The 19,222-nt window shown below is 62.2% G+C and carries 19 protein-coding genes; 7 read left to right on the top strand and 12 right to left on the bottom strand.

Annotation, left to right across the window (positions count from 1 at the left end; genetic code table 11):
- Positions 1-6 precede the first annotated feature (6 nt).
- From PB2503_RS07560 to PB2503_RS07545, 4 genes are read right to left on the bottom strand one after another with little or no spacing between them, the layout of a single operon-like run.
- On the bottom strand, positions 7-477 hold the full coding sequence (locus PB2503_RS07560) for an HK97 family phage prohead protease (protein ID WP_013300644.1): 471 nt from the start codon (positions 475-477) through the stop codon (positions 7-9).
- Positions 474-710 (bottom strand): hypothetical protein, encoded by a 237-nt coding sequence (locus PB2503_RS07555; RefSeq protein WP_013300643.1) that lies wholly within the window; start codon positions 708-710, stop codon positions 474-476. Before PB2503_RS07555 ends, PB2503_RS07560 begins: the two co-directional genes overlap by 4 nt.
- Positions 707-1,870, bottom strand: coding sequence for a phage portal protein (locus tag PB2503_RS07550; protein WP_013300642.1), 1,164 nt, complete (start codon positions 1,868-1,870; stop codon positions 707-709). The genes PB2503_RS07555 and PB2503_RS07550 overlap by 4 nt, the downstream gene beginning before the upstream one ends.
- A gap of 7 nt (positions 1,871-1,877) precedes the next feature.
- Complete coding sequence (locus PB2503_RS07545) at positions 1,878-3,155, bottom strand: DNA-packaging protein (RefSeq protein ID WP_013300641.1); 1,278 nt, start codon at positions 3,153-3,155, stop codon at positions 1,878-1,880.
- Between the two features lie 16 nt (positions 3,156-3,171).
- Here PB2503_RS07545 and PB2503_RS07540 point away from each other — a divergent pair, with 16 nt between their 5' ends.
- Positions 3,172-3,429 carry a hypothetical protein gene (locus tag PB2503_RS07540; protein ID WP_041534945.1) on the top strand — a complete coding sequence of 86 codons (258 nt, stop codon included), beginning with the start codon at positions 3,172-3,174 and terminating at the stop codon, positions 3,427-3,429.
- Between the two features lie 66 nt (positions 3,430-3,495).
- Here the strand turns inward: PB2503_RS07540 and PB2503_RS07535 are convergent, their stop codons facing one another.
- Entirely contained in the window at positions 3,496-3,987 is a 492-nt protein-coding gene (locus PB2503_RS07535) for a YcgN family cysteine cluster protein (protein ID WP_013300640.1), read from the bottom strand.
- A gap of 95 nt (positions 3,988-4,082) precedes the next feature.
- On the opposite strand from PB2503_RS07535, the gene PB2503_RS07530 reads away from it, so the two are divergent.
- Both PB2503_RS07530 and PB2503_RS07525 read left to right on the top strand, forming a co-directional pair.
- On the top strand, positions 4,083-6,410 hold the full coding sequence (locus tag PB2503_RS07530) for a transglycosylase domain-containing protein (protein WP_013300639.1): 2,328 nt from the start codon (positions 4,083-4,085) through the stop codon (positions 6,408-6,410).
- 109 nt (positions 6,411-6,519) lie between these two features.
- On the top strand, positions 6,520-7,482 hold the full coding sequence (locus PB2503_RS07525; protein ID WP_013300638.1) for a hypothetical protein: 963 nt from the start codon (positions 6,520-6,522) through the stop codon (positions 7,480-7,482).
- Between the two features lie 115 nt (positions 7,483-7,597).
- Here PB2503_RS07525 and PB2503_RS07520 read toward each other — a convergent pair whose 3' ends face one another.
- Positions 7,598-7,906, bottom strand: a complete 309-nt coding sequence (locus PB2503_RS07520; RefSeq protein ID WP_083811011.1) for a DUF1491 family protein — start codon at positions 7,904-7,906, stop codon at positions 7,598-7,600.
- Positions 7,903-9,021 carry a sensor histidine kinase gene (locus PB2503_RS07515; protein WP_158305834.1) on the bottom strand — a complete coding sequence of 373 codons (1,119 nt, stop codon included), beginning with the start codon at positions 9,019-9,021 and terminating at the stop codon, positions 7,903-7,905. Before PB2503_RS07515 ends, PB2503_RS07520 begins: the two co-directional genes overlap by 4 nt.
- 295 nt (positions 9,022-9,316) lie before the next feature.
- Between PB2503_RS07515 and PB2503_RS07510 the strand changes: the two genes are divergently transcribed.
- Complete coding sequence (locus PB2503_RS07510; RefSeq protein WP_148235227.1) at positions 9,317-10,288, top strand: hypothetical protein; 972 nt, start codon at positions 9,317-9,319, stop codon at positions 10,286-10,288.
- A 54-nt stretch (positions 10,289-10,342) separates the two neighbouring features.
- Here PB2503_RS07510 and PB2503_RS07505 read toward each other — a convergent pair whose 3' ends face one another.
- Both PB2503_RS07505 and PB2503_RS14335 read right to left on the bottom strand, forming a co-directional pair.
- A complete protein-coding gene (locus tag PB2503_RS07505) occupies positions 10,343-11,017 on the bottom strand; it encodes a uracil-DNA glycosylase family protein (RefSeq protein ID WP_041534944.1) in 675 nt (224 codons plus the stop codon).
- A complete protein-coding gene (locus tag PB2503_RS14335; protein ID WP_013300632.1) occupies positions 10,998-11,429 on the bottom strand; it encodes a DUF3126 family protein in 432 nt (143 codons plus the stop codon). Before PB2503_RS14335 ends, PB2503_RS07505 begins: the two co-directional genes overlap by 20 nt.
- Positions 11,430-11,554: 125 nt before the next feature.
- Between PB2503_RS14335 and PB2503_RS07495 the strand changes: the two genes are divergently transcribed.
- Entirely contained in the window at positions 11,555-12,028 is a 474-nt protein-coding gene (locus PB2503_RS07495; protein WP_013300631.1) for a copper chaperone PCu(A)C, read from the top strand.
- A gap of 33 nt (positions 12,029-12,061) precedes the next feature.
- On the opposite strand, the gene PB2503_RS07490 is transcribed toward PB2503_RS07495, so the two are convergent.
- Complete coding sequence (locus PB2503_RS07490) at positions 12,062-13,039, bottom strand: P1 family peptidase (RefSeq protein ID WP_083811109.1); 978 nt, start codon at positions 13,037-13,039, stop codon at positions 12,062-12,064.
- Between the two features lie 66 nt (positions 13,040-13,105).
- Between PB2503_RS07490 and PB2503_RS07485 the strand changes: the two genes are divergently transcribed.
- Together PB2503_RS07485 and PB2503_RS07480 are read left to right on the top strand one after the other, a co-directional pair.
- Positions 13,106-14,878: a gamma-glutamyltransferase family protein gene (locus tag PB2503_RS07485; protein WP_013300629.1), complete on the top strand. Its 1,773-nt coding sequence runs from the start codon at positions 13,106-13,108 to the stop codon at positions 14,876-14,878.
- 34 nt (positions 14,879-14,912) lie between these two features.
- Positions 14,913-15,278, top strand: coding sequence for a DUF2834 domain-containing protein (locus PB2503_RS07480; RefSeq protein WP_013300628.1), 366 nt, complete (start codon positions 14,913-14,915; stop codon positions 15,276-15,278).
- Here the strand turns inward: PB2503_RS07480 and PB2503_RS07475 are convergent.
- Together PB2503_RS07475 and PB2503_RS07470 are read right to left on the bottom strand one after the other, a co-directional pair.
- On the bottom strand, positions 15,275-17,950 hold the full coding sequence (locus PB2503_RS07475) for a valine--tRNA ligase (RefSeq protein WP_013300627.1): 2,676 nt from the start codon (positions 17,948-17,950) through the stop codon (positions 15,275-15,277). The genes PB2503_RS07480 and PB2503_RS07475 overlap by 4 nt on opposite strands.
- 74 nt (positions 17,951-18,024) lie before the next feature.
- Entirely contained in the window at positions 18,025-19,203 is a 1,179-nt protein-coding gene (locus tag PB2503_RS07470; RefSeq protein WP_013300626.1) for a trans-sulfuration enzyme family protein, read from the bottom strand.
- Between the last annotated feature and the right edge of the window lie 19 nt (positions 19,204-19,222).

The raw sequence follows: 19,222 nt of genomic DNA, 5'->3' as shown, positions 1-19,222 counted from the left end.
TCCTCGTCATTGGGCGTTGTGGGAAGGGTGGATGCCGGCGCGTATGATCCGGGCGCCGGGGGCCATGGGAAAGCTCACGATGGAGATCTCCCAGAGATCGACGGAGAGGAGTTCCCTCTCCCCCGATTTGAGGCGCCGCGCGCGACCGGGACGAAAACCGATCGACAGTCCGTCGATGGCGCCCCCGGCGATAAGGGCGGCGAGATCGCGTCCCGCGGATGTTGTGAGGAGGATATCCCCTTCGACGAACAATCCATGGTCATCCTCCCTCATTCCTCGCCACAGGCCAACGGGCCTGTCAGCCGCATGCTGATAAAGCATCATGACACGGGCTGCGTGGCCGGGGACAAGTTTTTGCCCTCTCTTCCGTGTGGTGAAGGCTCCGGGACGAATGATATCTCCTGAAAGGTCTCGACGCCCGAAAAGCGCGGCATAGCCTGAGATCCGAAAGACGGAAGTTGGTGCGGTTGACGTCATGGGCGCGGGCTTTCGAGTTTGTCTTCAATGCGACTGAGACTCCTGAGAACAAAGCTGCCTTGCTCCTCCAATCGGGCGGTGCGTTCGAGCAGCTCCTGCGCCTGATTTTCTCGCGCCTCCAATTGCGCAAGACGTTCCGCAGCGGCCCCTGCCCAGAATAAGGCGGCAAGGCTTTGGGTCAGGAGAACGCCCCCAAGCGCCACGATAAGCCGGAAATGTCGGTCTTCCTTCACGATGCCTGCTCGTCTGAAGGATAACCGAGAAGCGCCCGCTTTTCGGCATTGGTCAGAACGTCTGTCTCCAGAAGGAGTGTGAGGCGATCGACCCTGCTCTGAAACAGGGCATCAATATTCTCTGTGTCAGGCGTGATACTGACCTCCTCACGGCAAAAGATCACCGAGAGGTCCGCCACGACTTTTTTGACGAGGGGAAGGATCGTTTGACGCCAAAAAGCCAGATTTGCTTCTCGATAATTGGCATAGGTATTGTCGCCGGGGATCCCCAGCAGCATCGGCGGCACCCCAAAGGCCAGCGCAATGTCCCGCGCCGCCCCGTGTTTCAGCTCTTTGAAGTCCATTTCACTCGGGCTGAGGCTCATCGGCTTCCATTCAAGGCCGCCATCGAGCAACATGGGCCGACCGACGCCGCCGGGACCCTGGTAGGTCGCCGCCAGTTCTTGCTTCAATCGCTCGAATTGCGCCGCCGTCAGCGTTGCCGCCCCCTCCGGCCCACGATGAATGAGGGCCCCTGAGGGACGGGCGGCATTGTCGAGCAGTGACTTGTTCCAGGCGGTGGCCGCCTCGTAAAGATCAATCGCCTTTGCGGCGACGGCAATGGGCGCCACCCCTTTCGGCGATCCATCCGTATTCGCTGTTTTGATATGGAGCACCCCCCCTGCGCCGTTCACGGCGGGGGCCAGGCGACGGCCCTGTCCACCGGTGCGGTGGCGATAATGGTCAAGGGTGCCGCGCGGCGTGTGGACGATCTCGACGGCCTCAGGCGGAAGAGGCCAGAGAGCGGCAGGCCCCTCCGCCCCCTGAACCACCTCGATATAGGCGTTCCCGGCCAGCAGGAGATAGGCGTAAATGGACTGGAAAAACCCCTCCTGTGACTGATCGGCATTGGGGCGAGACAGGCGCCGCACCACGTGATCGTCCGTGACGACCTGGTGGTCGCACCGGACCATCAGGGGAACACTTGCCGCGGCTTCGGCAATGATCTGTGTGCATCTATAGACGACAGGGTTTTGTCCGTAACCCGCCTTGGCAAGGTTCGCCCCCGACCGTCCTGACCAGCGCGGCGAGGCGCCCCAGTCGGCATTCATCAAAAAAGGGACGCCCAGGGATTTGTGGTCCGTCGCCTCGGCGGTTGGTTTTCGGCTAAACAATCTCATCGCGACCTCAAATCGTTCTGATCGACGGGAAGGAAGGGCGGGGGGTGAGGAGAAGATCGGTCACGGCCCAGACAAGCGCGTCGAGACGGTCGGGGCTGCCTTGGCCGCCCTGACCGGAAAAGCCGATCATCTGGTCTTCAAGGACGGGGAATGGCGCCGCGTGTTTTACCCGTCCCTGCTCGTAGAGCGCGGCCACCGGTTCGGCCCGCACGATCTTTCCGCGGGTGGCACGAACTGACCGATAGGAGAGGTTCGGATCGGCGAGTCGCAGCATCTCCTCGACGAGGTCGCCGCCTTGATTGACCTCGGCGACCACGCGGTCCGCCTCAAAACGGCTGGCCAGGGTCACGACCGCCTCCGCCCATGCCCGAGGACTGGCCCCCGCCAGCGAGCCATCATGGAGAATGGCGACCGCCTCGGGCTCTATGCCCTCGATCCGTCCCGCGACAATGATACCGCATTCATCGGCATCCGGACCGGCGGTCACCGGGGGATCGACGGCCACCACCACGCGGTCGCAGCGAGGGGCACCGGCAAGCCGGCTCGCCTCGATCATCGACCAGGACCACAGCGCACCCTCACGATCGTCAAGGACCTCCCCTTCCAATTCCTGCCGGCCGAGCCGCGTGCCCTGATAGGTTCGGGTCACCTCGGTCAGAAAGGTCTCGGCGAGGGCGGCGCGGTTCGCTGTGGTCGCGGCATGGGTAACAACGGTCCTGTCGTCATTCATCAGCAAGCGCAGCAACGGAAAGGGGCGCGGCGTCGTGGTCACGATTTGTCGAGGTCTGTCCCCCAATCTGAGACCCAGTTGCAGATTCGCCCAGGCGGCCTCCGGTTGTCGCCACTTGGCTAGCTCGTCCGACCACGCAGCTTCGAATTGATGCCCCCGCAACCCGTCCGGATCATCGGCTGAAAAGATATGGGCCTCCGCACCGCACGGCCACAAAAGTCTGTGACGTGACGATTCATAGTGCGGCCTGCTATCGGCGGTCCCGATTGCGCACAGTCCGGAAGGGCCGTCGATCATCACTTCCCGCGCATCCTCATAGGTTTCTCCCACCAGCGCGATACGGCGCCGCCCTGCCGCAATCTGTGCGGCGATCCATTCCGCACCGGTCCGAGTTTTCCCCGCCCCCCGGCCCCCAAGGACGAGCCACGTCGTCCAGTCACCGGGTGGGTTCCACTGATCCTGCCGGGCGTAGAATTTCCACTCGTGAAGAGCCCGCTTCAGCTCGGTCGAGCTCAAGCCTTCGAGAAAGCTCTTCCCTTCCAAGACGCTCCGCATAGCGAAGGAGTTCATCGTGAAGAGCAGCTCTGAGTCGCTCTGTGTCGGCGGCGTCTTTCGGCTTGTCACTGGGCAGGCGGTCTTCGGTCATGGTCAGGCATTTTTCAACATTGCGGCTATAGGCCGACAAGAATTTCACCAATCTCTCACTATGCTGAACGCTTTCTCCATCGTACCAGTTGGTTTCGTGCACAAGGCCGTCGATCTCCAAAGTGAGGAGAAGCAAACGGGTTCGCAGGAAATCGAGCTGGGGCGACATGGGCGATCCTCATGAAAAAGGACCCTACCGCGCCTGATCCGCAGGGGGATAAGTTTTGAGATGCGGTGGTCGAGGGCGGCCTTAGGACCGCTCCTCCCCCGTCACATATCGCCAAAGCTCATCGAGGGAGACCTCACGCTCATTGGTCAACTGGCCGTCAACGGCAACACCCGCCTCAACGACGCTTTCCCGCCGACCCGAGCGAAGGGGATGCCAGGGGGCGAGCCCGCGCCCTCCGGCCAATCGGCGATAGGCGCAACTCTCCGGCATCCATGACAGCGTGCCGGCATTGTCAGGAGAGACCTTCACGCAGTCGGGGACTATCAGCCGCCGCTCGGCATAGCGGGTGCACCGGCGAGTTTGAGGATCGAAGAGCTGACAACAAAGGCTGGTTTCGTGATAGCGGCCTTCTTCTTCCTCGTCTTCGAGAAGCACCAGGCAGCACCGGCCACAGCCATCGCACAGCGACTCCCATTCCGCCGCCGACATCTGGCCGAGGCTCTTGGTTTCCCAAAAGGGGCGATCTTGCCTTGGGGGGAGGGGTTTCCCCCATTTTGGCCCCGTTTCTGCCATATCGTCTTCTCGGTCGTAGGGGAGTGCATGCTAGCCGCCGCAGGCCAGAAAAGGTAGACGCACCGCACGGACGCCAAGGACCTTCGTCACCCACCATGAGACTCTCCGATCTTCAGCCCCTCCGCACCCTTGCGGGAGACCTCGCCGCAGGCCTGGCGGAGATGATCGTGCGCGTCGCGCGGGCCGGCGTACTGGCGGGACGGGCGATCCTGGTGGGGCTCGCGGCCTTTCTCAGCCGCCTCGCTCGGCAACCGAGATCACCGGGCCTTGGGGTCGTGCGCCGCGGCCTCCGCGGGCTGGTGCTGACAGGCTTCAGCGTTGCATGCGCCGTGGGGATCATGGGACTGGCCGTCAATGGACGGTTCGCCGACAGCGTGCTGCCGAAACGCGATGTCGACCTCTGGACCATTAACCGTCAACCCAGCCTGACGATTCTTGACCGCAATGGCGAGGTTCTGGGGCGGCGCGGCGCCAGGGTGGCCGATCCAGTGCCGATCGAAGAATTGCCCCCCTATTTGGTGGAGGCCTTTCTTGCGACCGAAGATCGCCGATTTTTCGACCATAGCGGCTTTGACCTCCGCGGATTGGCCCGGGCGGCGGTGGCCAATTTCCGTGCCCGATCCGTGGTGGAGGGCGGCAGCACGATCACCCAGCAATTGGCGAAGAACTTGTTCCTCAAGCCCGAGAAAACCTTGCTGCGTAAGCTGGAGGAGCTGCAATACGCCCTATGGCTCGAAGCGCGGCTGACAAAGAGCGAGATCCTCTCGCTATATCTCAACCGCACCTATCTCGGTGCCGGTGCTTATGGCGTTGAGGCGGCAGCCCAGGCGTATTTTTCGAAATCCGCGCGGGACGTAACAATCGCCGAAGCGGCCCTGTTGGCCGGCTTGCCCCAGGCGCCCTCCTATCTCGACCCGACCTCCAACCCCGAGGGCGCTCATCGCCGCGCCACCGAAGTGATCGAGAATCTGGTCGAGACCGGTCATCTGGATGAGGTATCCGCCGGGATCGCCAAGGCCATTCCCGCCACCATCGCTCCCACGACAAGGGGGCCGGATTACGGCTATTTTCTCGATTACATTCAGGCCGATCTGTCCCGTCGCCTCGGCGCCCCGCAAGAAGATTTGATCATCCTCACAACCCTCGATCCGCAATTACAGCGTCAAGCCGAGGCGGCGGTCCTTACGCATATCAACGAGGACAGCCGTGAACTGGGCGCCGAGCAGGCCGCACTGATCGCCTTTGACCCCGCAGGAGGCATTGTCGCCATGGTCGGGGGGACGGATTATCGCACGAGCCTCTTTAACCGCGCGACCAGTGCGAGACGGCAACCCGGCTCGGCCTTCAAGCCATTCGTTTTCCTCGCCGCGATGGAGGCTGGGCTTTCCCCCCAAACGCTCGTGATCGACCGGCCGATCAAAGTTGGGAAATGGGAGCCGACCAATTATAATGGTTACCATCTTGGCCCCCTTCGGCTCGACAGCGCGGCGGCGCGGTCGACGAATTCGATCGCCGTTCAGTTGACCGAGGGGATAGGACGGGAACGGATCATCGATGCCGCCCGTCGCGCCGGGATCACCGAACCGCTCAAACCCCTGCCCTCCCTTGCCCTGGGAGCGTTCGAACTGACCTTGCATGAACTGACGGCGGCCTATCTGCCCCTGGCGGATCACGGGCGGGAAAAATCCCCCCACGGCATCCTTCGGGTTGAAAATCGTCATGGCAAGGAACTTTACGCCTTTTCCTCCATCGAGGATTACTACGTTCTCGAACCTGACAAAGCCGATGATACAGCGCGCCTTCTGCAGGCGGTGATGACGAGAGGCACCGGTCGCCGGGGGCAATTCGGTGGCCATGACCTCGCCGGGAAGACGGGGACGACCAATGACTGGCACGATGCCTGGTTCATCGGATTCAGTCGCTATTATACCGTCGGCGTATGGGTTGGAAATGACGAAAACCGGGGCATGGCCAAGATCTCCGGCTCAACGATCCCGCTCAGTATCTGGAAAGACTTCATGGTTGCGGCCCATGAAGGGAAATCGCCCCGCCCGCTATTCGATGACGGGGCCGACAATCAGGCTCGCCCCTTAAGGGATGTCGGAAGCTATTATTCGGGGTTGCAGGCAGATCTTTACCAGATCGCCGCCGGCCAACCAAATTATCCGTGGGCGGGCGGATCCCGGGAACCGTCGGGCCCGAACGATCGCGGATTTTTCCAACGCGTTTTCGGCATCGGCGATGATCGCCGCGGCGATCCGTCACAACAGACCGTGCCCGGTCCCTCATCAGTAAATCGGGTCCGCGGCGAAGCGGCCACAGGGGTCGAAGCGCCGCCCGTCCGCTACCGCGCCGGTCGCCGTATACCCGAGGCGCGGGTCATCGGAGAAGCGGCCCCCGGCGCAAGGTCAACGGCGGAGTAGTCAGTAACCATGCTAATTTTCTTTAAGGGTTTAGTATGGTTTCTTAGACAGACCTTTATCGAATCGTAAGAGCTGACAAGTAAATCGGGATCGTGGTCACGGGGTCTCTATGTCTACTCACGCGCTTCAGCGATTGATCGCCTTCGACACCCTGGGCGGGAGCCAAGACCGCCGCCGGATGCTTCGCGACGTGACCGAGAAGTTTATGGTCTGCGAAGACCGCTATGGCCGGCGGAACACCTCCCTCTTCGATCTTCTGCTCTCCCGCACGGCCTCGGCCATGGATCGAAAGTCGCGTCGGATGATTGTCGCGCTTTTGGCGAAGGCCGGGATGGACGAGAAAGAGGCCCGCAATCTCATTATCGGCCTCAACTCCCCCAATCGACGCTTCCTGCGCGGCACTGTGACGCGGCCGATCGGCGACTTGTTTCTTTATTTCAAAGAAGCGGCCGATCCCGGCGACCTCGATCCCAATATTCCTTTGAAGGAAGGCCACTCCCTTCACCTGCCCGAACCGATGCCCGATTGGCTCTTTCAGTGCCAAGTCACCTTTTTCCTCAAACAACTGACCCCGCAGATTGGGGAGGACCGGGCCCAATTTCTCAGAAAAGCCTTCGACAAATTGCGTAGCGATGTGGTGAAGGCCGCCTGCGACGCCGGGCGCGAAGAGATTATTCTCGCCCGCCGCAAAATTAAGGAGTGGACGCGCGTTCGGCCGGTGGACGATGATTTGCTCCTCGAACTGCTTGGCGCCCGCGCGATGACCGAGTTCATCTTTGCAGGGATGGAATTCTTCGATGTCGATGCGGCGACCATGTTCCGGATTCTCAACGATCGCTCCTTCGATTGCTTTGCGATCGCCTGTCGGGCCCGGGACGTCCGGCGCTCGGTCTTCGCCGAGGCACTGACCCGGTTTAATGCACGGGACACGGATGACCTGCTGGAAGAGCCGATCCTCCACACCTATGACCAATTGCCAAGGGAGACCGCCGAGCGGGTCATGCGGTTCTGGCAAATTCGGGTCAAAGAAGAGATCAATAAAGAGTCGCTTGAAACGGCTATCGCTTCCTAGAGCCTTTTCCATGCGAAGGGGGGGCAGATTCGCGCAAAGACAATGCGATGCAATCAAAACCTAAAGATAGTTCACGACTAAGGGGCTCGACACGGCTCTAGGCGAGGTATGCCCCTCAAATCATGGCGGCAAGATCGTCGAGGCTCAGCCTGCCCTCGATTTCGATTGCCCAATGGTCCGGATCAAAGCGCGCTTCGCGCTCTAGCGTCCTATCGATCTCATCTCGCGCCGTGGTCTCAAGACGGAGGACCCAGCCCCCCGCCCCCTCGCTGATCAATGTCCACGCCCCCCGATGGCCAACAATCACATGAATAACCCCCGCCTCGGGGTGCCCTTGCTTCACGATTGTAAAGAAGTCGCCGCGCGCCTCGACAATGCGCTTGAGGGAGGTCACGCGAAGATCGGCTCTTAGTCGGGCCGTCACGGCCGATGCGCGGTGAGCGCCACGACATTGTCCCCCGAGCTTCCCGTGGCCGAGACCTTATCCTCCTGCGCCGGGCGATAGGGGAGACGAAGGGTCGCCGTCGTGCCCTCCCCCAACCGGCTCATGAGGGTCAATTCGCCCCCATGCACTCGCGCAAGGGCCTTTGAGAGCGACAGCCCTATGCCCGTTCCCCTTGCGCCCCGCACCCCCTCGGAGCGCGCCTGGTGAAAGCGGCGGCCAACGCGGGAGAGATCGTCCGGTGACATCCCGACGCCTGTGTCGCTGACCGTCATCACGAGGCTCTCCCCCTCCCGCTTGCTGGCCAGCGTGATCTCGCCCTTCTCGGTAAATTTGAGGGCATTGGAGAGCAGATTGAGAATGATCTGCCGGACAATCTTCGCATCCAGGAACACCCGATCGCCCAGCTGGTCGCTCCCCCCGTCGAATCGGAGGGTCAAACCGGCCTCGCTGGCGCGGAGCTGCATGATGTCGACGCAAAAGCGAATCAATTCCGCCGGATCCTCCGGCTCAAGCTGCAGCGGCGTTTCGTTTGCCTCAGCCTTACTGAGATCGAGAATGTCCGACAGCAAGCTGAGAAGGTGCTGGCCGCTGTCATGGATAATGCGCGCATAGTCGCGATATCGATCATTCGACAGGGGGCCGAATTGTTCCCCGTAAATCGCATCGGCAAAGCCGATTACAGCGTTAAGGGGCGTTCTGATTTCGTGGCTGACATTTGCCAATTGGTCTCGGCGGCGCATGGTCGCCTGGATTTCCTGCTCGGCCCGCGTCTTTGCCACCGTCTCCCGCTCAAGCCGATGCTCGATATTTCTCGTGACGGACCGAAAGCCTGAACCGGTGCGACTAAGGCTGATTTCCACCATCTGACCGACATGGCCGGGACGGGCCCTTGTGCGACAATCAAAGCTGACTTGATCGCGCCCCCCCGGGGCCGCCACCTGCCCTAGAGCCGAGAGTAATTTTTCCTGATCGCCCGTGGCCACCACATCCATAATCGGCGCGCCGATTAACTTTTCGGCGGGAAGGCCGAACATCGCCGCCGCCCCCTCCGAAGCCACAAGAAATCGTCCGTCGGGACCATGGGCGGCAAGCACATCGCCTCCCCCAGAAAGCCATTCCTGTGAGGTCCATGCCTGCGAGCGGCGGCGCGTTTTTAAAGAATCGAACATCGTATTGTTAAGGCTATGGCCACGACCGTTAACGGATGCTGAATCATTTCCCGGCACCCTGCCGCCATGAAGAGGAGAATGGGGCTCGGGATCGGAAGGTCTTGGAAATTGTGAAAATTCCGCCATCCGTGACCTTGCACCTGAAAATTGGAGCAGGTGTGATATGGTAACCGAAATGATGCGGGGCGCAGATTCTCGCAAACGTCATCGGGAGATAGGGATGGGTTCACGATGGATCATCGCGGCGGTCGCCGTGTTGATGGGATCAACGGCTGGGGCGGAGGATGCACCGTCTTTGTCGAAGACGCAGATCGGTGCGGCGCCCCTTCTCGAAACCACGGCAAGTTTTTACGTTCGGCTGCGCGAAGACCTGTCCTTCGTCGACGCCACGCCTCTCAATTCGGCCTCGATCACGCGCCAGGCACATGAGCGTCTGGCGTCGCATCCGGTGGATCGGATGGCCCGCGCCCAACTCGCTTACGCCGCCCTGATCGCGGCGGAGAGCCCCCGCTTTGCCGCCTCCCTCGCCGAGAAAGGACAGCGGGACAAACGGCGTGAGGCTTTTCTTGAGGATTTGCGCGAAAATCCGGGGGTCGTGCGCGATCTGCGCGGCGCCGACGAGGCCATCGAGGCGATTCGTACGGCCTTCGCGAAAGACGCAATGCGAATCGAAGCCTTGGGCGATCGCTATATCGCCGATGCTTATCGCCTACAGGAGACCGGCTGGGCCCGGAGCAAATTACCGACCAAAGGCATGACACGGGTGAATGCCGCCAAATCCTACAAGGAGTCCCGCGACTGGGTGACATACGCGCCCCGCGCCCAATCGAGCGATATGAAAGGCGCCCGGATTCCCCTTCTCAAGACCGATCAGGCATGGTCGCCCGACTGGTCGTCCGAAGTGCCGCCCGCGGCGCCCCCCCTCGACCAGGACCGCCAATTCTACATGACGAAGGCGCTGGTCCTGGCGGCGCGCTATGCGCTCGACGATCTGAACACGCAACATCTGGAAGCCTATAAGCCCAATCGTCGTGGCAAGCGGTGCTACACGATGGCCATGCTGAATTTCGACCAATGTATCGCGGCGACGCGAACCTCCTATGAGGAAGCTTTCTGTATCGGCACCCACGGGCTGCAGGATGTCTCCCGCTGCGTTGGATGGATTGCTGAGGCGGGCAGTCCTCGCGGCTGACCGTCCCCTCTTCGCGAAAGAGCGTCACAGAGCCGCCCTGCCGAGGGGGGCTTTTCATCGGGCTGTCAACGGCTGACCGGCGGCGGCAAAGACATCGGCAATGCGTCTTTGCAGCCGAGGGATCACCTCAGCCTCGAACCAAGGATGGCGTTTCAACCAGGCGGTATTGCGCCAGCTGGGATGCGGCATCGGTAGGATCAGCTCGCCCCCACGATCCGCGTCGGCAAAATGGCTCGGCCATTGCCCGACCGCGTCACTGAGCCGCCGAGCGGCGGATTTGCCAAGGTGCCATTCCTGGGCGTAGCGACCAATCAGTAAGACGATCTCCAGCCGGTCATCGATCATCGCCATGATCTCGTTCCGCCATTTCTCGGCGCAAATCCGGGGCGGCGGCCTGTCCCCCCCTCTGCCGGTCGGCCCGGTTCCGTCATACCCCGGAAAGCAGAACGCCATGGGCACGATGGCGATCAGGCCGGACCCATAAAATTGATCCTCGGTTAGCCCCATCCAGCGCCTCAACCGATCCCCTGAGGGGTCAAGGAAGGGTTTGCCCCCCTGATGGGCGAGATTTCCCGGCGCTTGACTGAAAACGCCGATACGAGCGGTCACTGGAAGCTGAAATATTGGCCGTGCCTGAGGGATCAGCCCCCTCGTCTCACAGTACCGGCAGGCCGAGAGCGTCTCTTTCAGGCGTAACCATTGGGGCGGCTCAGGCGGATCCTTCGGCATCGTCAAGATCGATATCCAAAATGCCCATATTGAAGCTCACGATCGTTTCGTCTTCTTCAGTGTCGAGAAACAAGACGCCGATGAACTCTTCGCCGATATAGACCTCGGCGGAATCATCTTTATTAGGACGATGCTCCACCCTTAATTCCTCGGTGCGGAAGACCTCCGCCAGGATCTGTTGCAGCCGCGATATTTCCCATGCCGAGATCTTGTCCTGCTCGGCCGGGAGCCGCATCACAAAATCGAACGAGATTTCGCCCTCATCCTCGTCACGGGTCAAAAGACCGAGAAACTCACTCTCATCATAGACCCCTGCGGCGCCCTGGCCCGGAACTGCCTTGAGGGTGACGGTCTCGCTCCGGAAACGGGCCTTGAGAAAGCGGCTCAGCTTATCGAGTTCGGTGGGGGACATTGCAATCCTTTCCTCGCCCGGTGAAGGCGCATTGGCACCGCCGAAGACGGCAGGGGCCGACTTGCGCGTGCGGAACGGATAGCCCTATTCATCCGCACGACTGACTATCAAAGGGAGCCTTGGATATGGGCCGAATTGTGAAAACTGCCAGCATCATCGCTCTCTTCGGAATGCTGCCGCTTGCCGTCGCTTGTGGCGGGAATCAAGAGGCCGCCCCCTCCGAGCCAGAGAGCGAGCCGCAAGCCGCCATTTCGATCGTGCCCGGCTTTGTCCGCCGACCGAGCGAGGGAGCCTTGTCGACGGCGGCCTATTTCACCTTGCGATCATCGACCGGCGATCGCCTCCTCGCCGCCAGCTCCGATGCTGCCGAAGTGGTGGAAATTCACACCATGACAATGAAAGAGGGCGTGATGGCGATGGACCGCCTCGACGCCCTGATCCTGCCCGCAGGTGAGTCCATCGCCCTCGAACCCGGCGGCTATCACCTCATGATGATCCGCCCTTCCCCTGATCTCACCACCGCAGAGGAGGTCGAGGTCACCCTCGATTTCGAGACCGCCGCGGATGTGACCCTCACCCTCCCGGTCCGCCGTAATTAGCGCCTTATCCCGTCCGTCGGACGTCGTCAGCGCTCACCCCATGTGTTCGGCGGCGTACACGCCCCGCGCAATGGCCCTGGCGACGACATCGGCAGCAGCGGTGCCAAGGGTCAGGAGGCGGAGCTGGGCGGCCTCGGTGTCAGGTGCCGGCCCCTTGCCAGTCGAGAGAACGAACAAAATATCCCCGTCCGTTGGGGCATGGACGGGACGCAGCGCGCGGGCCATCCCCGTCTGGGCCATGATGGCCAGACGCGCCGCCTGCGCCCGCGTGAGCGGAATATCCGTGGCGACAACTCCGATAGTGGTGTTGCGACGGGCGCCGGCCATGGCCGCCATCGCCGTGTCGGGCGGGAAATCGGCAATGCCCGTGTGGGGCCCGACCCCTCGCCCCCCGAATTCGGCCCCCTGCTCAAAAGGCGCCGCCCAAAAATGAGGCGTGCCCGGGACATAGGGGCTGCCGAAGCTGTTGACCGCGATCAAGGCCGCCACCCGTCCTCCGGCGATTGCAGCGCTGGCCGAGCCAACGCCCCCCTTATGCGCGCCGGCCATGGCCCCCTTCCCCGCGCCGACAGCCCCAAGGTTGATTGAGGTCGATCGCGACCGATAGGCCGCCTCAGCGAGGTCCCGATAGGGGGGCTCGGCCCCCCACCTCTTATCTCCGCGGTCCAGATCCCAGAGAATGGCGGCTGGGACGATAGGGCTTTTCGGGATATCATCCCGCCCCGTCAGCCCGACGCCTCGCCCTTCTTTGCCCATGAGGGTGCAGACACGGTCGGCCGCGGCAAGGCCGTAGACCGAGCCCCCCGCGAGGACGATGGCGTCGACCTGGCCAACCAGACGGGAGAGACCGAGGGCATCGGTTTCCCTGGTGCCCGGCCCCCCACCGCGAATATCCACCGCCGCGATCGCCGGGCTGTCGGCAACGATGACGGTCACCCCGGTCTCAGCGGTGGAACACGCCGCCTGGCCGACGGTCAGTCCCGGAATGTCTCCCAGGTCATTCCCTGACATCTGCATCTCCCATTCTCCGTCGACTCAGTCGGATAATGGCGTAGTGTAGGCATTTTTGGGGGAACCATGCACCGTTTCGTGAGCCTTTTGGCGCTTTCCACCACTCTGCTCGCCGCCTGTGGCGATAACGGCGTCAATGACGATCAAGCCCTCGACAGCGTCGCAACGGACGCCGCCCAGGTCGAGGCCTCAAGTCTCGCCGCGCCAAGCGAACAATGGGTTGTGGTGACCGCCAATCCCCTGGCGACCTCAGCGGGGGCGGCGATCCTGCGCGAAGGCGGGACGGCCATCGATGCGGCCATTGCGGTCCAGGCCATGCTGGGCCTGGTGGAGCCGCAATCCTCCGGCCTCGGCGGCGGGGCCTTCCTGCTCTATTACGACGCGCAGGCCGACAAGCTCCAAGCGTATGACGGGCGAGAAGTGGCGCCATTGTCCGCCAGGCCGGACATGTTCCTCACCGAAGACGGGGAGCGGTTGAATTTCTACGATGCCGTGACCTCGGGCCTGTCCGTGGGCGTCCCTGGTGTCGTGGCCATGCTGGACCTCGTACATCGCGAACACGGGAAGCTCGAATGGAGTAGCCTGTTCGCCGACGCCGAGGAAAAGGCGCGAGACGGCTTTGAGGTGAGCCCCCGGCTTCACTCCCTCCTTGGGCGCACCACGCGTCTTATCGATACCCCCGCGGCGGCGGCCCTCTACTACACTGAGGAGGGGGAGCCCGTGGCCGAGGGGACGCTGCTGCAAAACCCCGCCTATGCCGAAACGCTGTCGGCCATTGCCGGCAGCGGTGCGGGCGCCTTCTATACCGGCGATATCGCCGAGCAGATCGTCGCTGCCGTCAATGAAAAGGCCGGCGAAGGGACGATGACGACGGAAGATCTCGCCGCCTATGAGGTTCAGATCAGAGAGCCAGTCTGTGCGGAGATCTTTTCCGCAGAGATCTGCACCATGCCGCCACCGAGTTCCGGCCTGACCATGTTGCAAATACTCGCCCTCAGCGAAGCGGCGGGTCTGCCCGAGAGCCCCTCGGCGTCGATCTGGCCGACCTATGCCGAAGCCTCCCGTCTCGCCTATGCCGACCGGGGCCTCTATATCGGAGACCCCAGTGCCATGGGGACCGACACCATTGGCACGGCCGGCCTGGTCGAGGGGCTGTTGTCCGCCCCCTATATCGATCATCGTGCCGGGCTAATCGGCGCCATGGCGGCCGAAAGTGTAGAGGCCGGCGATCCGACCACCGACGGATTGGCCGATCAACTGGGCCAGGACAGCTCTGCCGACTTACCCGGGACCAGTCATTTTTCGATCCGCGATCGGTATGGCAATATCGCGTCGATGACGACGACCGTCGAGACGGCCTTCGGTAGCCATTTGATGGCGGGCGGCTTCATCCTGAACAATCAGCTTACCGATTTTTCCTTTTCGCCGACGGATGAGGATGGCAATCCGGTCGTCAATGCCGTGGCGGCGGGAAAACGTCCCCGCAGCTCGATGTCCCCCACCGTCGTCTTTGACGAGACGGGCGCGCCGCGTATCGCGATCGGGTCGCCGGGTGGGCCAGCGATTATCGGCTATGTCGCCAAAAGCCTGATGCTCCACCTCGCCTATGACATGCCGCTTCAAGCGTCGGTCGAGGCGGCGAATGTCGTGGTCCCCGGCTCCTCCGTATTCGTCGAGGACAGTCTCGACGAGGCGGCTGTGGCCGCCCTCGACTCCTACGGCCTTGAGGTGATCGAGCGCGAGCTGACGTCAGGGCTGTATGGCTTCGCCCTTGGACGTGACGGCATCGAGGTGGCGGTGGACCCCCGCCGTGAGGGCACCGCCGAGGTGAGCAACTAAGGACGGCATCGGGCACGGGCGCGGGCACGGACTGATGGGCGCGATCCATGGGGCAACGGGACGGTCATGGCCGGTGGCCCTTTTTGCCGGCCTCACCGTCTTGGGAACCGCCCTTCCCCTTGCAGCCTTTTTGCCCTGGCTGGCTGTGAACGGTCTTGATGTCCCGCTCTTGGTCGGCACCCTGTTCAGTAATCGGATCGGCGCCTTTTTCGGCCTCGATGTGATCGTTGCTGCGATCGTCCTTTTGGCCTTCATCCTGATTGACGGCCACCGAATGGGGGTGACCCTGCGATGGATGCCCATTCTGGCCACGCTCTGCATTGGCGTATCGTGCGGCCTGCCCTTCTATCTCACCTTGAGGGAGTGGCAGCGCCTCAGGGCCGGGTCACCGGCAGCTTAAAGACGGCGCAGTCGTTCCAGTGCCGCCATGAGCTTTTCCGATGTCGCGAGGAAATCCGCCCGGCGCTCATGCTGTTCCTCCACCACTTCCGGCGGGGCCTTGGCCACGAAATTTTGGTTCGCAAGCTTCTTATCGATCTTCGCGATCTCCCCGGAGATCTTGTCTTGTTCTTTCGACAGACGATCGATCTCCGCTGCGAGATCGATGCTCTCCGCAACCGGCAGAGCAAAGCTATGGCCGTCCACAACGAATTGCAGCGCCCCTTCGGGGAGGCTGTCCGCCGATTCGATCCCCTCGATCCGGCCAAGGCGTTCGATCAGCTCCTTTGCCTCCTCCACCCGCGCAGCGATTGGATCCGCCACGCCGATGAGAATCAGGGCCGGACGGCTCTTCGCCGGCACATTCATCTCTGTCCTGAGTGACCTAATCTCCGAAATGAGGGCGATGAGAAAATTCACAGCCTCCGCTGCGTCCGGGTTGGTCCTCTCCGGCCCCTGCCATGTCTGCCGCATCAGGAAGTCCTGGCGCTCGGCGGTCAGCCCCCAGAGCTCTTCGGTAACGTAGGGCATAAAGGGGTGCAGGAGGACCAAAATTCGGTCCAGCACGAAGGCGGCTGTCGCTCTCGTCTCCGTCACCGCAGCTTGGTCGTCTCCGGCGAAAACAGGTTTGGCAAATTCGAGGAACCAATCGCAATAGATATTCCAGGTGAAGCCATAGATCGCCTGCGCGGCGTCGTCGAACCGGTAATCGGCCAGGGCCGTATCGATCCGCCGCTCCGTCGCCGAGACTTCGTGAAGGATCCATTGGCACAGCGGCGTCTTTACCTCAGCGGGGTCGTAATCGGGCGTCAGCGACGCCTCATTCATCAGGGCAAAGCGGGCGGCATTCCACAGCTTTGTGCGAAAGTTCCGATAGCCCTCAATCCGACTGTCCGCCAATTTCACGTCCCTGCCGGGGGTCGCCATGGCCGCGAGGGTAAAGCGCAAGCTGTCGGTTCCATAGGCGTCCATCTTTTCCAGCGGATCGATGACATTCCCCTTGGTTTTAGACATTTTCTGGCCCTGGGCGTCCCGCACCAGGGCGTGGATATAGACCTGCCGGAAGGGAACGTCCCCCTGCAGATGAAGTCCCATCATCATCATCCGGGCCACCCAGAAAAAGATGATATCGAAGGCCGTTGAGAGAACCGCCGTGGGGTAGAATGTCTTCACCTCCGTCTCGTCCTGGGGCCATCCGAGGGTGGAGAATGGCCAAAGGGCGGAGGAGAACCAGGTGTCGAGGACGTCTTCGTCCTGAACCAATGCCGTATCCTGACCGTAATGATCGGCGGCGGCGGCGCGCGCCTCCTCTTCGGTCAGGGCACAGAAGGGGGTGCCGTCCGGCCCGTACCAAACAGGAATTTGGTGGCCCCACCACAATTGTCGCGAAATGCACCAAGGCTGAATATTCTCCAGCCATTGATAATAGGTCTTGGACCAATTATCGGGCACAAAGCTGGTGCGATTTGACTTCACCGCCTCAAGGGCCGGCCCGGCGAGGGTTTCCGCATCGACCCACCATTGGTCGGTCAGCATGGGCTCGATCACAACCCCGGATCGGTCGCCGAAAGGCTGGACAATGGGCTTGTCCTCAACCAGCCGAAGACATCCTTTGGCCTCGACTTCCTCGATCACCTTTTGCCGCGCCGCATAGCGGTCAAGTCCATGATAAGTCTCTGGAATTTCTTCGATTGCCCGCATCCGCGCCTGCTCATCCATCAGGATGATCATTGGCAGATCATGCCGCTTGGCGACCTCGTGGTCGTTGAAATCATGGGCGCCCGTGATCTTCACCGCGCCGGAGCCGAATTCAGGGTCGGGATACTCATCGGCGATAATGGGGATCAAGCGATCGCCAACGGGGAGGCGAACCCTCTTCCCAACTAGCGCCTGATACCGCTCATCACTCGGATGAACGGCCACGGCCCCGTCCCCCAACATGGTCTCAGGCCGGGTGGTGGCGATGACGATCTCCTCAACGCCGTCCACCGGCCCATCGGCCAGGGGATAGGCCACATGCCACATATGTCCGGCGACCTCTCTATTCTCGACTTCGAGATCGGAGATCGCGGTAAGGAGCTTGGGGTCCCAATTCACGAGGCGCTTGTCGCGATAGATCAGTCCTTCCTTGTAAAGACGGACAAAGGTCTCCCGCACGGCGAGGGAGAGGCCCTCATCCATGGTGAAGCGCTCACGGGTCCAATCGCAGGAGGCCCCAAGGCGCCGCATTTGATCCTGGATCGCGCCCCCGCTTTCCTCTTTCCAGGCCCACACACGCTCAAGAAAGGCTGCCCGGCCGAGCGTGTGCCGGTCTGGCTGGTTCTCGGCGGCAAGCTGGCGCTCCACCATCATCTGCGTGGCAATCCCGGCGTGATCCGTCCCCACCTGCCAGAGGACGTTTTTGCCGCGCATCCGATTATATCGTATAAGGATGTCTTGCAGGGTGGCGTTGAGCGCATGACCCATATGCAGCCGGCCGGTCACATTGGGCGGCGGAAAAACGATGGCGTAGGGCTCCCCCTCGCCGGAAGGCCGAAAACACCCTGCCGCTTCCCATGCCGCATAAAGGCGCGGCTCCGCCTCGGCGTGGTCAAAGATTTTCGGCAGGGCGGCGGCGGAAGATTGGTCTGTCATGATGCCGCCGCTTTAAGCAGCGTGAGCCCGGCCCGCAAGCGATGGGTCCTGGGGCGCCGGCAAGGCCCCAAACCCTACGCTTCGCCGCGGGCGAAGGCGGCGGTCAGATCGTTGAGCAAATCCTCAGGGTGCTCAAGGCCAATCGACAGACGGACCAGCCGATCACCGAGGCCCGCGGCCGCCCTCGCCGCCGGGGTCATTCCCGCATGGGTCATGATGGCCGGAATACATACGAGGCTTTCAAAGCCGCCAAGGGACGCCGCCGGGGTGAACACCTCAAGCCCCGCCAAAAAGGCCCGCGGGTCGATGCTGGGCGCCAGATCGAAGCTCATCATCGCCCCGGGGCCCTTTTGCTGACGGCGGATGAGGGCGTGTTGTGGATGGCTGCCGAGGCCGGGATAGTTGAGACCGACAACCGCCGGGTGACCGACGAGCGCGTCGGCGATCTGGCCCGCGGTGGCTTGGGCGCGATGCACCCGAAGAGAAAGGGTCCGCGCCCCGCGCAGGGTCATATAGCTGTCGAAGGACGCGCCGGTGACACCGGTGGCATTCGCCCACCAGGCCAGTTCGCTCGCAAGCTCCGGATCTTTGGTGATGAGGGCGCCGCCGATGATATCGGTGTGCCCGTTGATATATTTCGTGGTGGAATGGACGACCATATCGCACCCCCATTCAAGGGGGCGTTGGAGAATGGGGCTCAGAAACGTATTGTCCGCCAAGGTGAGCGCGCCGATCTCCTTGGCGAGGGCCGTCCAGCGGGAAAGGTCCGTAATCCGCATCAGCGGATTGGACGGGGTCTCCAAATAGATGAGATCGGGGGCAAAGTCCCGCGCCGCGCGCAGCGCCTCCTCCGTCGTCTGGTCGAGAAACCGCACCTCGAAGCGGCCTTTGTCGGCATGGGCGGCGAGCAGGCGATAAGTGCCCCCATAGCAATCATGGGGGGCCACGATTTTGGCCCCGGCGGGCAGCCGGTCGAGGGGCAGGCCGATCGCCGCCATGCCCGTGGCGCAGACAAGGGCACCGCCCCCCCCTTCCAACTCGGCCAGCAAGGTTTCGAGCACCGACCGCGTCGGGGTGCGGGACCGGCCATAATCATAGGCCGGTTTCTTATCCGGGTCGTCCCATAGATAGGTCGAGGACAGATAAAGCGGCGGCGCGATCGCCCCATGGCCGCAATCCTCGCCCACGCCCGCCTGGGCAAGGACCGTCTCCGCATGCGGGGCAGGTTTGTCGGTGGGGGCGTCGTCGCTCACATCGTCACTTTCTCATCGA

The sequence above is a fragment of the Parvularcula bermudensis HTCC2503 genome, assembly GCF_000152825.2.
Taxonomy (GTDB): Bacteria; Pseudomonadota; Alphaproteobacteria; order Caulobacterales; family Parvularculaceae; genus Parvularcula; species Parvularcula bermudensis.
This window is presented reverse-complemented; position numbering and strand designations above follow the sequence as displayed.